Raw genomic sequence first — 22378 nt, 5'->3', positions numbered from 1 at the left:
CTCCGGAACGGGAGGAAAATGTCAGGCGCGCGCGGCGGGCAGCCGGCGGCGCAGGAAGTCGGTGACGGCCTGCAGGGCCGGCCGATGGCCGGGCAGGGCGTCGTGGGAGATGGCGGGAAAGCGGGTGACCTCGGTCGGCACGCCGGCGGCGATCAGGCCGGCGGCATACTGCTCGGCCTCGGTGCGCAGCATGTCGTTCTGGGCGGTGACGATCAGAGCCGGCGGCAACCCGCCCAGCCGGCGCGATTCCAGCGGCGCGGCATAGGGGTGCAGCCGCTGCGCCGCCTCCGGCAGATAGGCGCGGTAACAGCGGGCGCAGTCGGCGATGGTGCTGTCGAGCAGCCGGGCCGTAGCGCCGGCCTTCCCGTCGACATCGCCGATGCCGCCGCGGCTGGCCCGCGTCAGGCTGGGGTCCAGCATCGGGCCGAGCAGCGCCTGCGCCGCAAGGCTCACCCCGCCCAGGTCGCGGGCGAGGAAGGTCAGGGAGGCGGCGACGTGGCCGCCGGCATCATAGCCGACGACGCCAAGCCCGCCGTGGGCGACGCCCAGGGACGGCGCCGCGTCGGCAGTCCACACCGCCGCGCGGTAGGCATCCTGCGCGGCGGTGGGGAAGGGGTGGGCGGGGGCCAGGGAGTAGCCGACCGACACCACCAGCGCCGGGGTTCCGGCGGCGATGGCCGCCGCCGTCTCATCCGCCTCCTCCAGCGAGCCGGAGGTGAAGCCGCCGCCATGCAGATAGAGCAGCGCCGGAACCGCCAGCCCGATCAGCGGCCGGTAGAGCCGCAGCCGGATGTCCTGGGCATGGCCGGCGATGGTCCGGTCATCGACCGCGAAGGGGCAGGGCGCCACGCCCTGTGCCCCGCCGCGCTCCGTACCCGTCGCTTGTGTCCTCGTCGACCGTCCCATAGCCGTCCGGTGCCGTGGCACCCCTCCCGCATTGCAGTGCGGTGGAGTGTGGCTCCCGTAGGCGTACTAATAAATACCGGGTCAGCGGCAACACAATTCGGCTGGGACGAACAATCGCCGGCCAATTGTCGGGCGGGGCCGGCGCAGGGCGATCCTCACCGCTCGTTGAAGCTGTCGGACAGGGCGAAGTAGATCGGCTTCAGCAGATATTCCAGCAGCGACCGCTCGCCGGTGGTCATCTCCACCTGGGTGGTCATGCCGGGCAGAACCGGGTGCTGGACGTCGTCGCGGCCGACATGGTTGCGGTTCAGCGCGATGACCGCCTTGTAGTAGGGGCGGTGCTGTTCGTCCAGGAAGGTTGAGGCGGAGATGCGCAGCAGCTTGCCGGTGACGGCGCCATAGCGGGCGAAGTCGTAGGTCAGCACCTTGACCGTCGCCTCCTGCCCGACATGAAGGTGGCCGACATCGCGCGGGGTGACATGGGCCTCCACCGTCATCTCATGGTCGACCGGGACGATCTGCATCAGGACGCCGCCCTCCGGCACCACGGCGCCGATGGTGTTGACGCGCAGGTCCTGCACCAGCCCGCGCACCGGCGACAGCACGGTCAGCCGTTGGGAACGGTCGTCCAACTTGGCGCGGGCCTCGCGCAGCTGGGCGATCTCGGCGGTGACGGTGCCCATCTCGTTCACCGCGTCCTGCGCCAGCTTGGCCGTCTGGTCGAGGATGCGGTTGCCGGCCTCGGTGATCGCCTGATGCGTGGCGATGATCTGCCCCTCGATCCGCCGCTGTTCGCCCATCAGGCGGGACTGCTCGCGCTGGGTCTCCAGCGATTGCAACTTCGACGACAGGCCCATCGATTCCAGCTTGTTGCGGATGTCGACCGAGCCGGTGATGAAGGTGATCTGATCCTTGATGCTGGCGAGCTGGCCTTCATACAGCGCCAGTTCCGCCTCGCGCTGGGAGACCTGGGCGCGCAGCACGGCGATGGCGGTGTCGCGGGCCTGACGCTGCGTGTCGTAGATCAGGCGCTGGTCGCCGATCTGTGCGTCCGTCTGCGGCGTGTCGGTGCCGGCGACGCGCACGAAATCCGGCTCCCGCCCGGCGGCGAAGGCGCGCAGCCGCTCCGCCCGCAGTTCCAGCGTCAGCAGGCGGGCGTTCATCTGCTCCCGCTCCGCCTGGACCTGCTTGGGATCGAAGACGATCAGGGGCTGGCCGGCCTCCACCAGATCGGTTTCCTTGACCAGAATGGAGGACACGATGCCGCCTTCCAGATGCTGGACCACCTGGGCGTTTCCGGACGGCACCACCTGTCCGGCGGTGACGACGGCCTCCTTCACCGGCATCAGCGTGGCCCAGGCGAGCAGCGCCGCCATCAGCAGGACCAGCACGACGATGGTGGCGCGGACCAGCGACAGCGTCGCATCGTCGGCGCTGAGCGATTTGCCGGTGGGGCGGGCGAGGTCTGAAGCGGCCATCTTGCGGTTCACACGGGATCGGAGAGGAGTGGGGGAGGCGGATCAATGCTGGCGCGTGGCGACGCCGCCGGGCGGGCGTTGCAGCCCGATCCCGCCCAGCAGCGCTCCGGCGATGGTGTTGGCGACGCTGCCGCCGCCGCCGGCCGGGCCGGCGCCGGGACCCGTGCCCGGACCGATGGGCCGGGGGCCGGGCAGGCCGCCGGCCGGGCTGGCGGGGGCGATCATGCCGGCATCCATGGTCAGCACCGTGTCGGCCAGCGTCAGGTGGCTCGGCCGGTGGGTGACCAGGAAGATGGTGCTGTGCCCGCGCAGCGCCGAAAGCGCCGCATGCAGCGCCCTGTCGCCCTCGAAGTCCAGCCGGCTGGCCGGCTCGTCGAGCAGCAGGATGCGCGGCCGGCGGATATAGGCGCGGGCGAGACAGATCTTCTGCGTCAGGCTGGGCGACAGGCGGAGCGACTGGTTGTCGCCGATGCGGGTGTCCAGACCGCGCGGCAGCGCTTCCACCTCGTCCAGGGCACCGGCCAGCGACAGCGCCCAGCGCAGTTCGGAGTCGTCCGCGGTCTGGTCGGCGAAGCGGAGGTTCTGCGCGATGGTGCCGTAGAACAGGGCGCTGGCCTGCGGGACATAGCCGACCGATTTGCGCAGGTCGATCGGGTCCATCTGGCGGATGTCGACGCCGTCGATGCGCACATTGCCGGCCTGCGGCGCGTAGAGCCCCAGCATCACCTTCAGCAGCGACGATTTGCCGGCGCCGTCCGACCCGACGATGGCGACGATCTGCCCCGGCTTGACGGAGAAGGACACGCCGACCAATGCCGGATCGGCATCGTTGCGGTAGCGCAGCGAAACGCGGGAGAAGGACACCTCACCCTTCAGCTTGCGCGGCTGAAGGGTGGCGCAGCGCGGCTCGCGCTCCGGCCGGATGCTCATCAGGCCGTTGATCTGGCGGGCGTTCGCACGCAGCTGCTCGATGCGCGGCAGCATGGAGACGGCGGTCTGCAGCGGCACCATCACCCGCCACAGCAGCATCATCGACGCCATCAGCGCGCCCGGCGTCATGGCACCGGTGAAGACCTGAAGCGCGCCGACGCCGACGGTGGCGAGACCGGCGACCGGCACGACGAGGCCGGCCAGCGCCGCATGGGTGGCCGACAGGTTGGCGGCGGTGTGGCCCGACCGCGCCGTTCGGGCGGACAGGCGGTCGTAGCGGTCGCGCCAATGGGCCAGCCCGCCGATGGCGCGCAGCGCCGGCATCTTGGCGACCATTTCCACGAAGAATTCCTGCCGTTCGGTGTCGGCACGGGCGGTGGTTCCGGTACGGGCGCGCACCAGCGGATGGACGGCGGCGCCGATGGCGGCGGTGATCAGCACGGCGGCCAGCGGCACCAACGCCAGCGGCCCGCCCAGAACGGCCATGACGCCCAGGTAGAACAGGGCGAAGGGCACGTCGAACAGCGCCGCGACCTGTCCTTGGCTGATGAAGTCGCGGATCGACTCAAGGTCCTTCACCCGGGCGATCTGCGTGCCGATGGCGGCGCGCTCGCTCATGCCCACCGGCAGCATCAGGATGCGGTCGATGGTGGCGTTGCTGATGGTCCGGGCGATGCGCGATCCGGCATGGGCCAGCGCCCGGCCGCGGATTTGGCGCAGGGCGAAATCGCCGCCGATCACCAGCGCCGCGCCGACGGCGATGGTGGCGAGCGTGTCGAAGGAGCCGGTGGCGATCACCTTGTCGTAGATCGCCATGGTGAACAGCGGCGCGGCGACCGACAGCAGGTTGATGACGGCGCTCAAGCCGAGCACCGCCCACAGCAGCGGAACATAGCCGTGGATGACCGTGCCGACCCAGTTCTGTGTCCCGGCGCCGGCCGTGGTCTCCGGCGCGGTGAAGGCATAGGCGGTGCCCTTGCCGTAATTCAGCGTCACCCTCTCGCGCAACTGGCCGCTGAAGGCGACGACTCCGTCGGCGTCGGCGGACAGCAGCGTGTAGACGCCGCCGTCGCGGGCGCGGAACAGGCAGGGCATCAGCGACGGGTCCGGCCGCGCGAGGTCGATGCGCAGGCTGCGCCCCTCGAAATGCAGGCGCTGGAGGACGTCGCACAGCTCCTCGATCGTCTGAACCTCGGAGAAGTGGGGCAGTGCTTCCGCCAGGGTTTGCGGGGCGCCGCGCCAGCCGAGCGCATCCAGCAGCGGCACCATGCAGGCGCCCACCGCCGAGGCTTCCGCCAGCCGGCGGCGCAGGATGTCGCCGTCGTCATGGGCGGCGCGGATGGGCTCGGCATCCGGTGCGCCGGACCCGCCGGCCGGCGGCGTGCCGGGGTTGGTGGCGACCAGAGCGGGCGGGCTGCCCATGGTCTCGTTGCCGGACGGGCCGCGGCTGACCGCATGGCCGTCGACGATCTGCACCACCCGGTCGGCCAGCGTCAGCAGCGACGGGCGGCTGGTGACCAGCAGGATGGTGACGCTGCCGCGCAGTTCTTCCAGCGCACGGCGGAACAGCTTGTCGGATTCGGTGTCGAGGGAGGAGTTCGGTTCGTCCAGCAGCAGCACCGCCGGCTCGCGGACCAGGGCGCGGGCGAGGCAGATCATCTGGCGGGCACCGCGCGGCAGCGCTTCCTGCGAGGCATCGCCGACGATGGTCTCGTAGCCCTGCGGCAGGCTGGCGATGCGGCGGTCGAGCCCGAGGCGCCGGCAGACCTCCATCGCCAGATCGGCCCGGCCGGGGTCGAACAGCGTCAGGTTCTGCAGGATGGTGCCTTTGAAAAGCTCCGGATGCTCGCCGACATAGACGACGCCGCCGATGCCGATCATGGCGTCGGTTTCCGTCGTGCTGCGCACACCCACCCGCACCTCGCCGGAGTTCGGCCGCAGCACGCCCAGGATCAGGCGCAGCAGGGTCGTCTTGCCCGTCGAATTGGTCGCCACGACGCCCAGGAACTCGCCCGGTCCGACGGTCAGCGACAGGTCGGTCAGGATCTCCGGCCCGCGGTCGTAGGCGAAACGGACCTTGTCCATCTCGATCGTGCCGGGGACGAGTGGTTCCGCCACCGCGGCGGCGGCCCCGGCCCCGGTCCCGGCCCGCAGCGTGCCGCCGTCGGACCCGACCTCCAACAGGACATGGCCGATGCGGCGCAGCGACAGCGACACCGACTGATAGCGCACCCAGCGGTCGAACAGGGACTGGACCGGCTGGACGCAGCGGCCGGCCAGCATCGAGCAGGCGGTGAGAACGCCGGTCGTCATCATCCCGTCGATCACGGAAACGCTGCCCAGGATGACCACCAGCATCATCGTCGCCTGCGACAGGGTGGTGGCGACGACGGAGGCGGACCCGCTCAGCCGGGCGACGTTGAAGTCCTCCTCGCTGCAGCCCTGCTGAAGGCGCTCGTGGCGGCGCAGCAGGCCGGCTTCAGCCCCCAGCCCCTTGACCGTGTGGACGCCGCTCAGCACCTCGCTGATGAAGTTCAGGCGGCGTTCCTCCAGCACATGGCGGTTCTCCAGCGCCCGGCGCATCCGCCGGCCCAGGACGGCGCCGACCACCAGGAACAGCGCCAGCACGCCCAGCGGGATCAGAACCAGCCAGCCGGCCAGCAATGCGATCAGGCCCAGGTAGAGCGCGGCGAAAGGGATGTCGATCGCCGATTGCAGCGCTTGGCCCGAGTAGAACTCGCGCACCATCTTGATGGCGCGGTAGACCTCGAAATGGGTGCCGATCCCCTGCTGGGAGAAGGCGTTCAGCGGCATGTGCATCAGCCGGTCGATCAGCGACGCGCTCGACCGGTGTTCGATCCGCGCGCCCATCCAGGTGGTCAGCGCCGAGCGCGCCACCCGCAGGATCGCCTCCATCACCGCAGCAGCGCCGCAGCCGAGGCCGAGCAGCAGCATGGTGCCGTAGGACTCGTTGGGCAGGATGCGGTCGTAGACATGCAGCAGCGTCACCGGCAGCGCCAGCCCGAAGACGTTCAGCGCGAAGGAGGCCAGCACCAGCATCGCCCGGTCCCGGCGCGGACCCAGCATGCCGGACAGCAGGCGGCGCGCGGCCTTCTCCGCCGCCCTGTCGCGGGCGGCAGTAGACTTCGCCGATGCAATCTTCGCCGATGCGGAAGCGGCGGACTGTTCGATGCGGGTGGCAGACGGGGATGCGGACTGCAAAACGACCAACCTGGGCACAGGGTTAACCGAGCAGACAATCAACAGCATAATTGCTAGTGATAGGTAAATCGACGAATAGCAACAAAAGGCAACCGAGGGACAAAGCATCCTGCGCGCAGCCCTTTCGAAACTGCGCGAAAGAGGCACTAAACCGTTATTTCAAAACGTTTTTCAGTCGTTTGTATGCCTATGGATGCCGGGGCAGTGGCTGCGGTGACGTCAGCCAAGCTGTTGAAAATCATCACAGGAAGTTTCTTATCACAAGCAACTAAGAGGACTAGAACCTAGGATCGTGACGAGTAGCGTGGCGCGAATTTGCACCCGACTTATGGAGCGGTCCGATGGCTGAGGAAGCGGTTCAGGGCAACACCCAGGCGGTCGACGACCGTCAGATCCTGGACGATCTGACCCTCCTGCAGCAGGTCGACGCGACCCGATTGAGCGGCGTGATCCACGAGGCCAGTTCCGTGGAACTCCAGCGGCCGGACGACACGCTCGGCTATGTCCAGACCGACTATCGCGGCGCCGAGGAGCTTATGATCGGCGGCGTCGTCCAGACCGGCGAGGTGGTTGGCGAGTCGGTGGCGGTGGCCACCGATCAGGCGGCGGTGGCTGCCCTGCTGGCGGGCGACGTGCTGCGCACGGAAGGCACGCTGGGCTCCGGCCCCTCCGGACCGGAAGGGTCGGGGCTCTCGACGGAGGAGCGCCGCGAATCGGCCGCCACGACGGTTGAGCGGGTGGACCTGCTGTCCAACGTGCGCACGACCACGGCCTTCACCGAACTGCCCGCCGCCCTGTCCGACATCCCGATGCCGGAGACGCCCGACCAGGTGATCGACGACGGGGTCCTCCCCGACATTGCGGCGCCCGTTGTCCAGGATGCGGCGGAGACCACCGGCGACGATGCCGCCGGGACTCCGGCCCCGGTGTCCGACACGCCGAACCTGACGGTGAACGGTGTGTCCGGCGACGAAGACACGGCCATCGCCCTGAACATCGATGCCGCCCTGACCGACACCGGCGGGACGGAGGTGCTGAGCGTCACCCTGTCCGGCATTCCGGACGGAGCGGTCCTGCGCGACGCCTCCGGCACCATCCTGACGGTGGTGAACGGCACCATCCTGCTGACCTCCTCGCAGGTTCCAGGCCTGACCCTGACACCACCGCCGAACAGCGGCGACAGCTTCACCCTGACCGTCACGGCGACCAGCACCGACGGCACCGCGGCCCCGACCAGCGTCACTGCCACCCTGCCGGTCACCGTCAATCCGGTGTCCGACACCCCGACGCTGGGCGTCGCCGCCACCACGGGGGCTGAAGACACGGCGATTCCGCTGACGATCAGCCCGGCCCTGACCGACACCGATGGGTCGGAGACGCTGAGCGTCACCATCAGCGGCATTCCGACCGGCGCGATCCTGACCAACGCGGCCGGCGAGACGCTGACGATCGCCAACGGTTCCATCACTCTGGCGCCAGGCCAGCTCGTCGGATTGGCGATCACCCCGCCGCTGAACAGCGACGCCGACTTCACCCTGACGGTGACGGCGACCAGCACCGACGGCTCCGCGGCTCCGGCCGGCACCAGCGCTCCGCTGCTGGTCACGGTCAACCCGGTCTCCGACATGCCGACCTTGGCCGTCCAGACGGCGAGCGGCAGCGAGGATACGGCGATCCCGCTGACGATCAGCCCGGCCCTGACCGACACCGACGGTTCGGAGACGCTGACCATCACCCTGTCCGGCATTCCGGACGGGGCGGTGCTGCGCAATGCCGGCGGCGCGCTGGCGGTGGTGAACGGCACTGCGACCCTGACCCCGGCGCAACTTGCCGGGCTGTCGATCACGCCGCCGAACAACAGCGATACCGACTTCACCCTGACCGTCACGGCCACCGCCACCGATGGATCCGCCACGCCGGTCAGCACCAGCGCGCCCTTGCGCGTCACCGTCAATCCGGTGTCCGACACGCCGACGCTGAGCGTCACCGCCGCGACCGGGAACGAGGATACCGGCATTCCGCTGGTCATCGATCCGGCGCTGACCGATACGGACGGTTCGGAATCGCTGAGCATCACCATCAGCGGCATCCCGGTCGGCGCCAGCCTGCGCAACACGGCCGGCGATACCCTGACGATCAGCAACGGCACCATCACGCTGGCGCCCGGCCAGTTGGCCGGCCTGAAGATCACGCCGCCGCTGAACAGCGATGTCGACTTCACCCTGACCGTTACCGCCACCGCGCGGGATGGCGGAGCCGATCCCGCCAGCACCAGCGCGCCGCTGCTGGTCACGGTCAATCCGGTCACCGACACGCCGACGCTGAGCGTCACCGCGGCGACCGGCAACGAAGACACCGGCATTCCGCTGGTCATCAACCCCGCCCTGACGGATTTGGACGGGTCGGAAACGCTGACGATCACCATCAGCGGCATTCCGGCCGGAGCGAGCCTGTCCAACACCGCCGGCGACGCGCTGGTCATCGGCAACGGATCGATCACCCTGACGCCGGCGCAGCTGGCCGGGCTGAAGATCACGCCGCCGCTGAACAGTGATGTCGATTTCGACCTGACGGTGACCGCCACCGCAAAGGACGGCGTCGCCACCCCGGTTTCGGTCAGCGAGACGCTGTCGGTGACCGTCAACCCCGTGTCGGACACTCCGACGCTGACCGTCCAGGCCGCGGCGGGCAATGAAGACACGGCGATCCCGCTGTCGATCAGCCCGGCGCTGACCGATACCGACGGCACGGAGGTGCTGACCGTCACCATCGCCGGCATCCCGACCGGCGCCACCCTCGCCAATGATCTGAACGGGGTGCTGACGGTCACCGGCGGTTCCATCACCCTGACGCCGGAGCAGCTCGCCGGGTTGAAGATCACGCCGCCGCTGAACAGCGATGTCGATTTCACCCTGACGGTGACCGCCACCGCAAAGGACGGCGCGGCGGTTGCGGCGACCAGGACCGAAGCGCTGCAGGTGACGGTGAACCCGGTGTCGGATACTCCGACGCTGACGGTTCAGGACGTCACCGGAAACGAAGACACTGCTATCCCGCTGACGATCAATCCGGCTCTGACGGATCTGGATGGCTCCGAGGCGCTGAGCATCACCATTGCGGGTGTTCCGGCGGGGGCGTCCCTCAGCGCCGGCATCTCCGTCACGCAGCCGGACGGCACCACCACCTGGACTTTGACTCCGGCCCAGCTGACCGGCCTGACCGTCACGCCGCCGTCGAACAGCGATGTCGACTTCACCCTGACCGTCACCGCCATCGCCAAGGACGGCTCGGCGACTGAGGCGACCAAGAGCGAGACTCTGCGCGTCACCGTCGATCCGGTCACCGATACGCCGACCCTGACCGTTCAGGCCGCCACCGGCAATGAAGACAGCGCCATTCCGCTGACGATCAATCCGGCCCTGACGGATACGGACGGGTCCGAGGCGCTGAGCATCACCATCGCCGGCGTTCCGGCTGGCGCAACGCTCAACGCCGGCACTTCCGTTACCCAGCCGGACGGCACCACCACCTGGACTCTGACTCCGGCACAGTTGACCGGCCTGACCGTCACGCCGCCGTCGAACAGCGATGTCGACTTCACCCTGACCGTCACCGCCATTGCCAAGGACGGTGTCGCCGCCGCCGTGCCGGTGAGCCGGACCTTGCGCGTCACCGTCGATCCCGTATCCGACACTCCGACACTGACCGTTCAGGCCGTCACGGGCAATGAAGACAGCGCCATTCCGCTGACGATCAACCCGGCCCTGACGGACACCGACGGGTCGGAGACGCTGAGCGTCACCATCGCCGGTGTTCCTTCGGGCGCAGTGCTCAGCGCGGGAACGTCCGTTACCCAGCCGGACGGCACCACCACCTGGACTCTGACTCCGGCGCAGCTGGCCGGCCTGACCATCACCCCGCCGCTGAACAGCGATGTCGATTTCACGCTCACCGTCACCGCCATCGCCAAGGACGGCTCGGCGACTGAGGCGACCAAGAGCGAGACTCTGCGCGTCACCGTCGATCCGGTGACCGATACGCCGACCCTCAGCGTCAGCGCTGCGACCGGCGATGAAGACAGTGCCATCCCGCTCTCGATCAATCCGTCCCTGACGGACACGGACGGGTCGGAAACGCTGACGATCACCATCAGCGGCATTCCGGCGGGCGCCAGCCTGTCCAACAGGGCTGGCGACGCACTGGTCATCGGCAACGGGTCGATCACCCTGACGCCGGCGCAGCTGGCCGGGCTGAAGATCACGCCGCCGCTGAACAGCGACGTCGATTTCGACCTGACAGTGACCGCCACCGCCAAGGACGGCGTCGCGGCCCCGGTTTCGGTCGCCCAAACCCTGCGGGTCACCGTCGACGCCGTAACCGACAAACCGACGCTGACGGTCCAGGACGTCACCGGCAACGAAGACAGCGCCATTCCGCTGGTCATCAACCCGGCCCTGACCGACACCGACGGGTCCGAGACGCTGAGCATCACCATCGCGGGTGTTCCGGCTGGCGCAACGCTCAGTGCCGGAACGTCCGTCATCCAGCCGGACGGCACCACCACCTGGACTCTGACTTCGGCTCAGCTGACCGGCCTGACCATCACGCCGCCGCTGAACAGCGACGTCGATTTCACCTTGACCGTTACCGCCATCGCCAAGGACGGCTCGGCGACAGAGGCGACCAAGAGCGAGACGCTGCGCGTCACCGTCGATCCGGTCACCGATACGCCGACCCTGACCGTCCAGGCCGCCACCGGCAATGAAGACAGCGCCATTCCGCTGACGATCAATCCGGCCCTGACGGATACGGACGGGTCCGAGACGCTGAGCATCACCATCGCCGGGGTGCCTTCGGGCGCGACGCTCAGCGCCGGCACCAGGACGAGCACGCAGACGGACGGCACCAGCACCTGGACGCTGACCAAGGACCAGCTGACCGGTCTGACCATCACGCCGCCGCTGAACAGCGACCGTGACTTCACGCTCACCGTCACCGCCATTGCCACGGACGGCAGTGCCGTCGAGGCGACCAAGAGCGAACCGCTTGTGGTGACGGTGAACCCGGTGTCGGACACCCCGACGCTGACCGTCGCCGCTGCGGCCGGCAACGAAGACAATGCCATCCCGCTGACGATCAACCCGGCCCTGACGGATACGGACGGGTCCGAGACGCTGAGCATCACCATCGTCGGGGTGCCTTCGGGCGCAACCCTCAGCGCCGGCACCAGGACGAGCACGCAGACGGACGGCACCAGCACCTGGACGCTGACCAAGGACCAGTTGACCGGTCTGACCATCACGCCGCCGCTGAACAGCGACCGTGACTTTACGCTCACCGTCACCGCCATTGCCACGGACGGCAGCGCCGTCGAGGCGACCAAGAGCGAACCGCTTGTGGTGACGGTGAACCCGGTGTCGGACACGCCGACGCTGACCGTCGCCGCTGCGACCGGCAACGAAGACAATGCCATTCCGCTGACGATCAACCCGGCCCTGACGGATACGGACAGGTCCGAGACGCTGAGCATCACCATCGCCGGGGTGCCTTCGGGCGCAGTGCTCAGCGCCGGCACCAGGACGAGCACGCAGACGGACGGCACCAGCACCTGGACTCTGACTCCGGCCGAGCTGACCGGCCTGACCATCACGCCGCCGCTGAACAGCGACCGTGACTTCACGCTTACCGTCACCGCCATTGCCACGGACGGCAGTGCCGTCGAGGCGACCAAGAGCGAACCGCTTGTGGTGACGGTGAACCCGGTGTCGGACACCCCGACGCTGACCGTCGCCGCTGCGACCGGCAACGAAGACAATGCCATCCCGCTGACGATCAACCCGGCCCTGACGGATACCGATGGGTCCGAGACGCTGAGCATCACCATCGCCGGGGTGCCTTCGGGCGCGACGCTCAGCGCCGGCACCAGGACGAGCACGCAGACGGACGGCACCAGCACCTGGACGCTGACCAAGGACCAGCTGACCGGTCTGACCATCACGCCGCCGCTGAACAGCGACCGTGACTTCACGCTCACCGTCACCGCCATTGCCACGGACGGCAGTGCCGTCGAGGCGACCAAGAGCGAACCGCTTGTGGTGACGGTGAACCCGGTGTCGGACACCCCGACGCTGACCGTCGCCGCTGCGACCGGCAACGAAGACAATGCCATCCCGCTGACGATCAACCCGGCCCTGACGGATACCGATGGGTCCGAGACGCTGAGCATCACCATCGCCGGGGTGCCTTCGGGCGCGACGCTCAGCGCCGGCACCAGGACGAGCACGCAGACGGACGGCACCAGCACCTGGACGCTGACCAAGGACCAGCTGACCGGTCTGACCATCACGCCGCCGCTGAACAGCGACCGTGACTTCACGCTCACCGTCACCGCCATTGCCACGGACGGCAGCGCCGTCGAGGCGACCAAGAGCGAGCCGCTTGTGGTGACGGTGAACCCGGTGTCGGACACGCCGACGCTGACCGTCAGCGCTGCGACCGGCAACGAAGACAATGCCATCCCGCTGACGATCAATCCGGCCCTGACCGACACCGACAGGTCGGAGGTGCTGACCATCCGCATCAGCGGTATCCCCAACAACGCCACGCTCGCGAACACGCTGAACGGTACGCTGACGGTCACCAACGGCTCGATCACCCTGACGCCGGAACAGCTTGCCGGGCTGACGGTCACGCCGCCGCCGAACAGCGATGTGGACTTCACGCTCAGCGTGACCGCGGTCTCCAAGGACGGCAGCGCGCAGGAAGCGACCAAGACCGAAAACCTGGTCGTGACGGTCAATCCCGTCACCGATACGCCGACGCTGGACGTAAACCCGGCGAGCGGCAACGAAGACACGACCATTGCGCTGGACATCACCTCCGCCCTGACCGATCTGGATGGGTCGGAAACGTTGAGCATCGTCATCAGCGGCATTCCCAGCGGCGCCACCCTGTCCAACACGCTGAACGGCACGCTGACCGTCACCAACGGTTCGATCACCCTGACGGCGGAGCAGTTGGCCGGCCTGAAGATCAAGCCGAAGCTGGACAGCGGCGACGATTTCATCCTGACCGTCACCGCAACGGCCCTTGACCGGGAGATTTCCCCTGTTCCGGTCCAGAAGACGCTGGCCGTCACCGTCGTCGCGGTTGCCGATACGCCGACGGTCTCCGTCACGCCCGTCACCTACGATCTGGCCGTCGGCCAGAACGGCATGCTGACCGGTACCGACAATGCCGACACGCTGTCCGGCGGTGCGGGCAACGACACCATCCTGGGCGGCAGCGGCGACGACGTCATCTATGGCGACGGTTCCGGAACCTTCACCACGGGGCTGTCCATCACCGCTGCCTTGAAGGACACCGACGGGTCGGAATCCATCTCCAAGGTGACGATCTCCGGCGTACCGACCGGCGCAACGCTCAGCGCCGGCACCCGGAATGCCGACGGTACCTGGACCCTGACAGAGGCCCAGCTGTCCGGTCTGACGCTGACCGCCACGGAAGGTGACGCCAACAACTCCATCACCCTCACCGTCGTCTCCACGTCGAAGGAGCAGGAAAACACCAGCACCGCCGACAGCACGGCCAAGACGCTGACCATCAGCTTCACCAATACCCCGAAGGGCGACGACAGCCTGGAGGGCGGCGCCGGCAACGACACCATCTTCGGCGGTGCCGGCAAGGATACCCTGCTCGGTGGTCTGGGCGACGACAGCCTGGACGGCGGTACCGAAGACGACCTGCTGGCCGGCGGCCCCGGCAACGACACCATCGACGGCGGCGAGGGCAACGACACGGTGACCTACGCTTCCTCCGCGGGTCCGGTGAATGCCAATCTGACGACCGGTGTCGGCACGGGCGACGGCGCCGACGTTCTCCGCAACCTGGAGAACGTCACCGGCTCGGCCTTCGATGACGTGATCACCGGAAGCAGCGTCGCCAACATCCTGATCGGCGGCGCCGGCAACGACACCATCACCGGCGGGGCCGGCGTCGACAGCGTGTGGGGCGGGGCGGGTGACGACCTGTCGGTCTTCACCGTCGGCACCGACGGCGGCACCTCGACCAGTCCCGAACTTCAGGACGGCGATACCGGCATCGACACCTTCCGGGTCATGTTGACCACGGCTCAGCTGTCGAATCCCGCGATCCTGGCCGACCTGCGCACACTGCGCGACCGGATCGAGACGGCGGCCAGTCCGACCGCCGCGATGACCGATACCGACGTCGCCAACGCCGCCACCCTGTCCGCGCTCGGCATCAAGGTGGCGGATTTCGAAAAGCTGGAACTCTACGTCGACGGCCAGCCGGTCAGCGTCCGCACCGCACTGAACTATGCTCCGGCCGCAACGGCGGCCACCACCTCGACGAACGAGGACACCGCCGTCACCGGCACCTTGGGGGCGACCGACCAGGACACGGCCAACGGCCGCACCGACGATACGCTGACCTACAAGGGACCGGGCGACAATGGCCAGCCGGTGCGCCTGACGCACGGCACGCTGGTGGTGAATGCCGACGGCAGCTTCTCCTACACCCCCGACGCCCATTTCAGCGGGACGGACACCTTCACCTTCACGGTAACGGACGCCTTCGGCGGCACGTCCACCGCCGTTCAGACGATCACGGTCGCCCCGGTCGCCGACCCGTTCCAGATCACCACGCTGGACGCGCGCGGCAACGAGGATTTGGCTGGCGGCATCGCCCTTGCCCCCACCATCACGCTGAGCGACGTCGATGCCGCCAGCCCGGAGAAGGTGGAGAGCATCACCCTGCTGATCCCGTCGAACCAACTGGATGCCGGCGGCGCCAAGCTCTACCTCAACGGCGCGCTTCTGCCGCCCAACGACCCCACCGGCGGCAATTACAGCTGGACGATCCCGACCGCGGCATTGCAGGCCGACGACACCGCCGCCGGGGTCTGGAAGATCCAGGGATTGAAGATCGTCACCGATCCCGATTCCGATGCCGACCTCAACTACACGCTGAGGGTCGGGACGATCGACGGCAGCGGCGTCACGGCGAGCAGCCGCGTGCAGACCGCGACCGGCACCATCACCGTGGATGCCGTCGCCGACGCTCCCAAAGTCACGGCCGCTCCGGCCTCGACCGCTGAGGATACCTCGGTCCTTCTCACCATCAAACCGACCCTGAAAGATGCCGACGGGTCGGAGTCCATCAGCCTGATCACGATCAGCGGCGTGCCGGATGGCGCGCGCCTCAGCGCGGGCACGGTGGCGAGCACCCAGTCGGACGGCAGCAGCACCTGGACGCTGACCCAGGCGCAGCTGGCGGGCCTGCGGCTGATCCCGCCGGAGGACTTTTCCGGCACCATCACGCTGGGCGTCGTCGCCACCTCCAGCGAGAGGGAGAACAGTTCCACCGCCAACTCGGCCAAGGCCAACCTGACGATCACCGTCACCGGCGTGGCCGACGCTCCCATCGTCACCCCCCAGCCGGCCAGCGGCAACGAGGACAGCGCCATCGCGCTGTCCATCGACGCCCGGCTGTCCGACCTGACGGGGGAGACGCTGGACCACATCACCATCACCGGCGTTCCGGAAGGGGCGAAGCTGTCCGCCGGCATCCACAACGCCGACGGCAGCTGGACGCTGACGCCGGCCCAGTTGAGCAACCTGACCTTCACGCCGCCGTCCAACTACTCCGGCGCGGTGACGCTGAAGATCACCGCCACCTCGGTGGAGGGAACCACCACCGCCACCTCGGCGCCGGTGTCCCTTGTGGTGACCGTCAACGCGGTCGCCGATAAGCCCGTGCTGTCCGCCTCCGACGCGGTGGGGCGCGAGGACACGGAGATCCCGCTGTCGGTGGTCGCCGCACTGGCCGACCGCGACGGTTCGGAGGTGCTGACCATACACATCAGTGGCATCCCGGCCGGCGCCAGCCTCCGCAACTCGGCTGGCGATACGCTGGTCATCAGCAACGGGTCGATAACCCTCAGGCCGGAGCAGCTGACCGGCTTGGTCATCACCCCGCCGGAGAATTCCAACACCGGCTTCGATCTGATCTTCACCGCGCGGGCGACGGAACGCTCCAACGGTTCCCATGCGGACGCGACATCGGTGACCGTCCATGTCGAGGTGCAGGGCGTCGCCGATGCGGTGACACCGAACGGCGCGCTCAGCGCCCGGGGCAACGAGGACACGGCGATCAACCTGGGTCTCGGCGATCTGGTGATGCTCGACAACGACACGTCGGAACGCCTGTCGCTGGTCATCAGCAACCTGCCGGCGGACTCCTGGCTGTCACTGGCGACGGGGCACGAGAGCGGGCTGGTCTATCTCGGCAACGGCCGCTGGTCGGTGGATGTCGCCTATTGCGACGAGCTGACCCTGACCACGAAGAAGGATTTCGCCGGCACCGTTTCGTTGAAGGTGGATGTCATCACCACCGACAGCAACGGCGCGCCAATCATTACAGTCAACGGCGTGACCTCCGGCGGAACGCTGAAGGAGACGCGCGACCTGATCGTCACCGTCGACCCCAAGGTGGACGAGCCGAAGGTCGCAATCGAGGCCAAGGCGCTGGAGGATGCGGTCGGCGGCATCCCGCTGAGCATCTCGGCGCTCACCAGCGACCTTGACCATTCGGAGCAGATCTCCGCGATCGTCATCTCCGGCCTGCCGTCCTGGGTGACGCTGACCAGCACGGACGCGGGTGCGCTGACCGCCAACCCCGGCGGCGGTTGGACCGTCGATCCGACCAAGCTCGGCAACCTGCGGCTGATCGTGCCGGAGCACCGGGCCGACGATTTCACCATCACCGTCAAGGTGACCGTGGTCGACGGCACCGACTCCCTGACCAAGACCTACACCCCGACCGTCACCATCACCGCGGTGGCCGACGCGCCGGTGTCGCATGGGACGAACAACGCGGTCGAGGCCTACCACGTCGACGACCACACGGTGACGGGCGCCGTGCCGACCGACCTGGTGCTGAACCTGAACGCCTATCTTCGGGACACGGATGGTTCGGAAAAGCTGGCGGTCACCATCTCCGGCGTGCCGGAGGGCACGGTGCTGTCCCACGGCCGCGACAACGGCGACGGCACCTGGACGCTGACGCCCGACGACTATGCCGACGCGCTGGCCCACGGCGGGCTGAAGCTGACCGTCAAGAGCACCACCGCCACCGGCATCACCCATGTCGTGGCGGATGGTACCGACACGGCCAGAATGACGCTGACGGTCAAGCCCTACAGCATCGAAAGCGAAGGCGACCGCTATGTCGGCGTGACCGATACCTTCGATGTGAAATGGACCACGCCGGTTCCGACCGGCGGCACCGGAGATCCCGGCGGCAATCGGCTGCCGAACCTTACGACGGCCGAGGATACCGCCGTCTCACTGAACCTCGATTCCGGGCTGCAGAGCCAAACCGACCTGCGGGCGGTGACGTTGTCGGGCATCCCCGACGGCGCCGTTCTGAAAGACGCCGACGGCAGGGAGCTGGCGGTTGTCGGCGGCACCATCTCGCTCGACCCGGCGAAGCTCGCCGGCCTGAAGCTGACGCCGCCGCCCAACAGCGATGCCGACTTCACGCTGAATATCAAGGTGGTCACCGGCGACGCCCACACCGAGACGAACCTGACCCAGGCAGTGACCGTAACCGCCGTTGCCGACGATCCGCTGCTGACCGTGCAGGCTGACCCGGGCAATGAGGACACGGACATTGCGCTGAACATCTCCGCCGCGCTGGCGGACACCGACCTTTCCGAAACCCTCGTCAGCATCGTCATCAGCGGGATGCCGGCCGGCGCCAAGCTGTCCGCCGGCTACCACGATTCCACTAACAACCGCTGGGTGCTGACCCCCGACGATCTGAACGGGTTGAAATTCACCCCTCCGGACGACGCCAGCGGCACCTTCCAGCTGACGGTGACGGCGGTCTCGCGCGAGAGCAGCAACGCCGACCGGGCGACCAAGACCGAAACCCTGACGGTCAACGTGGCGCCGGTCAGCGACAAGCCCGACATCTCCTTCAGGATCGTCGAAGCAGGCGTGGAGGATCAGGCGGCTACACTTTCCATCGATGCGGTGGTTACCGACCTGATCGGCGCGGGCGAACGGATCACCTCCCTGAAGGTGACGGTGCCGGCCGGCTTTACCCTGTCGGGCCTTACCGACGACGGCAATGGCGTCTACGACCTCACCGGCCTGTCCGCCGCTGCGCGCGCCGATCTGAAACTGGTCCCGCCGGCCAACTACTCCGGCACGGCGACCGTGAAGGTCGAGGCCACGTCCCAGGACGGCACGGCGGAATCGGTCTCGTGGACCAGCAGCCATGACGTCACCTACAAGGCCGTTGCCGACGCGCCGAAACTTACGGTCCGCGACACCACGGGGGCGGAGGACACGGCCATTGGCCTGAACGTGTCGGCCAACCTCATGGATACCGACGGGTCGGAAACGATGGCGGTCATCCTGTCCGGCCTGCCGGACGGCGCGGTGCTGAACAAGGGCTCCAACAACGGCGACGGGTCCTGGACGCTGAAGCCGTCGGAACTGTCCGGGCTGACGGTCACGCCGCCGCGCAACTATTCCGGCGGCATGGACCTGACGCTGACCGCCACCAGCCTGGAAAGCTCCAACAAGAGTACCGCCACCGCCACCGCCAACATCCATGTCGATGTCACGCCGGTGACCGACGCACCCACCGTCATCGTCGCCAATGCCTCCGGCAGCGAGGACACGGAAATCGCGCTGAACCTGAAGGCGTCCCTGGTCGATACCGACGGGTCGGAGACGATGACCATCGTGCTGTCCGGCCTTCCCGCCGGTGCGGTGCTGATCGATGCGAACGGCAACACGCTGACGCCCGTCGCCGGCGCGGTCGACCTGACCGCGGCGCAGCTGAGCGGGCTGAAGCTGCTGCCGCCCGCCAACAGCGGCACCGACTTCAACCTGACCCTGACCGCGACGACGAAGGAGAATGGCGGCGGCACCGCCACCACCAGCCAGCTGTTCCGCGTCAGCGTCGATCCGGTCGCAGACCAGCCCGTCATCACGGCGGGTCCGCTCACCGGGACGGAAGATACCGTCCTGCCGCTGAACCTGTCGGTCGCGCTCTACGATACCGACGGGTCGGAGCGTCTGGGGCTGGTGACCATCACCGGCGTGCCCTCCGGCGCGCAGCTGTCGGCCGGCACCCGCAACGGCGACGGCAGTTGGACCCTGACGCCGGCCCAGTTGAGCGGCCTGTCGCTGACCCCGCCGGCCAACAGCGATTTGGACTTTACGCTGACCGTCACCGCCGTCAGCATCGAGTCCAACGGCAGCACGGCGACCAAGGTGGTGACCGTGCCGGTCACGATGAACGCGGTGTCCGATACCCCGACCCTGACGGTCGCCGCGGCCAGCGGCAACGAGGACTCGGCGATCGGGCTGACCATCAACTCGGCGCTGGCTGACACCGACGGGTCGGAGCAGCTGACCATCACCCTGTCCGGCATTCCGGACGGGGCGGTGCTGCGCAATGCCGGCGGTACGCTGACGGTGGTGAACGGCACGGCGACCCTGAACCCGGGCCAGCTTGCCGGCCTGACGATCAAGCCGCCGGCCAACAAGGACGACGATTTCACCCTGACCATCACGGCCACCGCCACCGACGGAACGGCCAACCCGGTCAGCACCAGCGCGCAGCTGCCGGTGACCGTCGCGCCGGTGACCGACACCCCGACACTGGATGTCCTGTCCGCGACCGGGGACGAGGATGCCCGCATCCCGTTGTCGATCAGCGCGTTGCTGGGCGACACTGACGGGTCGGAAACGCTGACGATCGTCATCAGCGGCATCCCGAGCGGTGCGAGCCTTACCAACACGGCCGGCGACACCCTGACCATCAGCGGCGGAAGCATCACGCTCAATCCGGGCCAGCTTGCCGGTCTGGCGATCAAGCCGCCATCGAACGACGACAGCGACTTCACCCTGACCGTCAAGGCCACCGCCAAGGACGGCGTCGCCGCTGCGGTCGAGGTGAGCAAGACGCTGTCCGTGACGGTCGACCCGGTGTCGGATACCCCGACCCTGACCGTGGCCGCAGCCTCGGGCAATGAGGACGCGGTGATCCCGCTGACCATCAACTCCGCCCTGACCGACGGTTCGGAGACGCTGAGCATCACCATCAGCGGCATCCCCGTGGGTGCGCAGCTGACCAACACCGCCAACGGCGCGCTGACGGTCGTCAACGGCAGCGTCACCCTGACCGCGGCGCAGCTTTCCGGCCTGGCGATCAAGCCGCCGTCGAACGACGACACCGACTTCACCCTGACCGTGACCGCCACCTCCACCGACGGCAGCGCCACCCCGGCCTCCATCGTGGCGCAGCTGCCGGTCACGGTGACGGCCGTCTCCGACGCGCCGACCCTGGACCTCCGGCCCGCCACGGGGACGGAGGACGGGACGATCCCGCTGTCCATCACTCCGGCGCTGACCGACCCCTCGGAGACGCTCACCGTCACCATCAAGGACATCCCGACGGGAGCCACCCTGTCCAACATGGCCGGCGATACGCTGACCCCGTCCAACGGGTCGATTACGCTGACGCCGGACCAGCTGGCGGGGCTGGCGATCAAGCCGGCGCCATACAGCGGCGAGAGCTTCGTCCTGTCCGTCACCGCAACCTCGAAGGACGGCACTGCGGCGGCGGCCATCACCTCCGGTGCCCTGGCGGTGACGGTGACACCTGTGGCCAACACACCCGTACTGGTGGTGGTCCCTGCCGTCGACGTGCGTGAGGACACGGCGGTCGCGCTGACGATCACCGCCGCCTCCACCGACATCGACGGGTCGGAAACGGTCGGGGTGCGGATCACCGGCGTGCCCGATGGCGCCAGCCTCAACCACGGCACCCACAATGCCGACGGCAGCTGGACCCTCACCACCGCGCAGCTTGCGGGCCTGACCTACACCCCGCCGGCCGATGCGACCGGACAGGTCACCCTGTCGGTCACGGCGACCGCCCAGGACGGGGCCGACAGCGCCGCGGTGACCCGGACCGTGACGGTGACGGTCGACCCGGTGAACGACAAGCCGACCCTGGCCGCCGGCCACGCAACCGCCGTCATCGCCGCCGGGGCCACCGACCATCCGGCGGTGGCCGCCGATGCGACGATCACCGACGTGGACAGCAGCGTCATGTCCGGCATGTCGATCCGCATCGCGGCCGGCTCGCAGACCGGCGACACGCTCAATCTGGCCGGCCTGCCCATCGACACCGATCCGGTCACCGGCCACAAGACCGTGTCCGGCACGGGGATCGAGGTCAGCTGGAACGACGCGACCCACCAGCTTTCGCTGACCGGAACCGCATCCACCGCCACCTACACCGACATCCTCCGCCACATGGCCCTGACACCCGGCGGAACCGGTGCCCGGACGCTGGAGGTGACCGTCAGCGACGGCCAGGGTCTGTCCAGCGACCCCATGGCGCTGGAGGTGTTGGTTTCGGGCGATGCGACGATGACCGGAAGCGCGGGCGCCGACATCCTCTATGCCGGCAGCGCCACGACCAGCATGTCGGGCGGCGATGGTGACGACCTGTTCATCTTCGCGCCGCGCAACGGCGACCTGACGATCAACGGCGGCGTGGGCAACTGGACCGATGTGGTCGAGGTCGGGGCCTTCGTCGCCAATGTCGGCGGCAACTGGCTGCAGCAGCTCGACGCCCAGGGGGTTGCCTACACCGTAGACCCTTCGGGCCATGGCCTGACCTTCAACACCGACACCACGGTCACGCTGGAGGACCAGAACCATCACCAGCTGGTTCTGCAGAACATCGAAAGGCTGACCTACTGATGCGGGCGTGCGGCGGGCGCGAAA

Annotated in this window: 4 protein-coding genes; 1 reads left to right on the top strand and 3 read right to left on the bottom strand. The window is 68.3% G+C overall.

The window, feature by feature from the left end; genetic code table 11:
• Positions 1–21: 21 nt before the first annotated feature.
• The 3 genes from FZ983_RS22135 to FZ983_RS22125 all read right to left on the bottom strand — a co-directional run bounded on the left by FZ983_RS22135 (position 22) and on the right by FZ983_RS22125 (position 6536).
• The gene (locus FZ983_RS22135; RefSeq protein WP_247883909.1) at positions 22–849 is read right to left on the bottom strand and encodes an alpha/beta hydrolase; all 828 of its coding nucleotides are present in this window, start codon (positions 847–849) and stop codon (positions 22–24) included.
• A 212-nt stretch (positions 850–1061) separates the two neighbouring features.
• A complete protein-coding gene (locus FZ983_RS22130; RefSeq protein WP_149225651.1) occupies positions 1062–2384 on the bottom strand; it encodes an HlyD family type I secretion periplasmic adaptor subunit in 1323 nt (440 codons plus the stop codon).
• A gap of 42 nt (positions 2385–2426) precedes the next feature.
• Positions 2427–6536: an ATP-binding cassette domain-containing protein gene (locus tag FZ983_RS22125; RefSeq protein ID WP_282187021.1), complete on the bottom strand. Its 4110-nt coding sequence runs from the start codon at positions 6534–6536 to the stop codon at positions 2427–2429.
• Positions 6537–6877: 341 nt separating this feature from the next.
• Here FZ983_RS22125 and FZ983_RS22120 point away from each other — a divergent pair, with 341 nt between their 5' ends.
• Positions 6878–22354, top strand: a complete 15477-nt coding sequence (locus FZ983_RS22120; RefSeq protein ID WP_149225649.1) for an Ig-like domain-containing protein — start codon at positions 6878–6880, stop codon at positions 22352–22354.
• The last annotated feature ends 24 nt before the right edge of the window (positions 22355–22378 follow it).

It is taken from the genome of Azospirillum sp. B21 (assembly GCF_008364825.1).
In the GTDB taxonomy this organism is placed as follows: Bacteria; Pseudomonadota; Alphaproteobacteria; order Azospirillales; family Azospirillaceae; genus Azospirillum.
Note: the sequence above shows the minus strand (reverse complement) of the source record. Positions and strands in the feature narration are given on the sequence as shown.

Excerpts from the sequence above, each read along its gene's own strand:
- FZ983_RS22130 (WP_149225651.1), bottom strand. The coding sequence starts at position 2,384 with ATGGCCGCTTCAGACCTCGCCCGCCCCACCGGCAAATCGCTCAGCGCC.
- FZ983_RS22120 (WP_149225649.1), top strand. The coding sequence starts at position 6,878 with ATGGCTGAGGAAGCGGTTCAGGGCAACACCCAGGCGGTCGACGACCGT.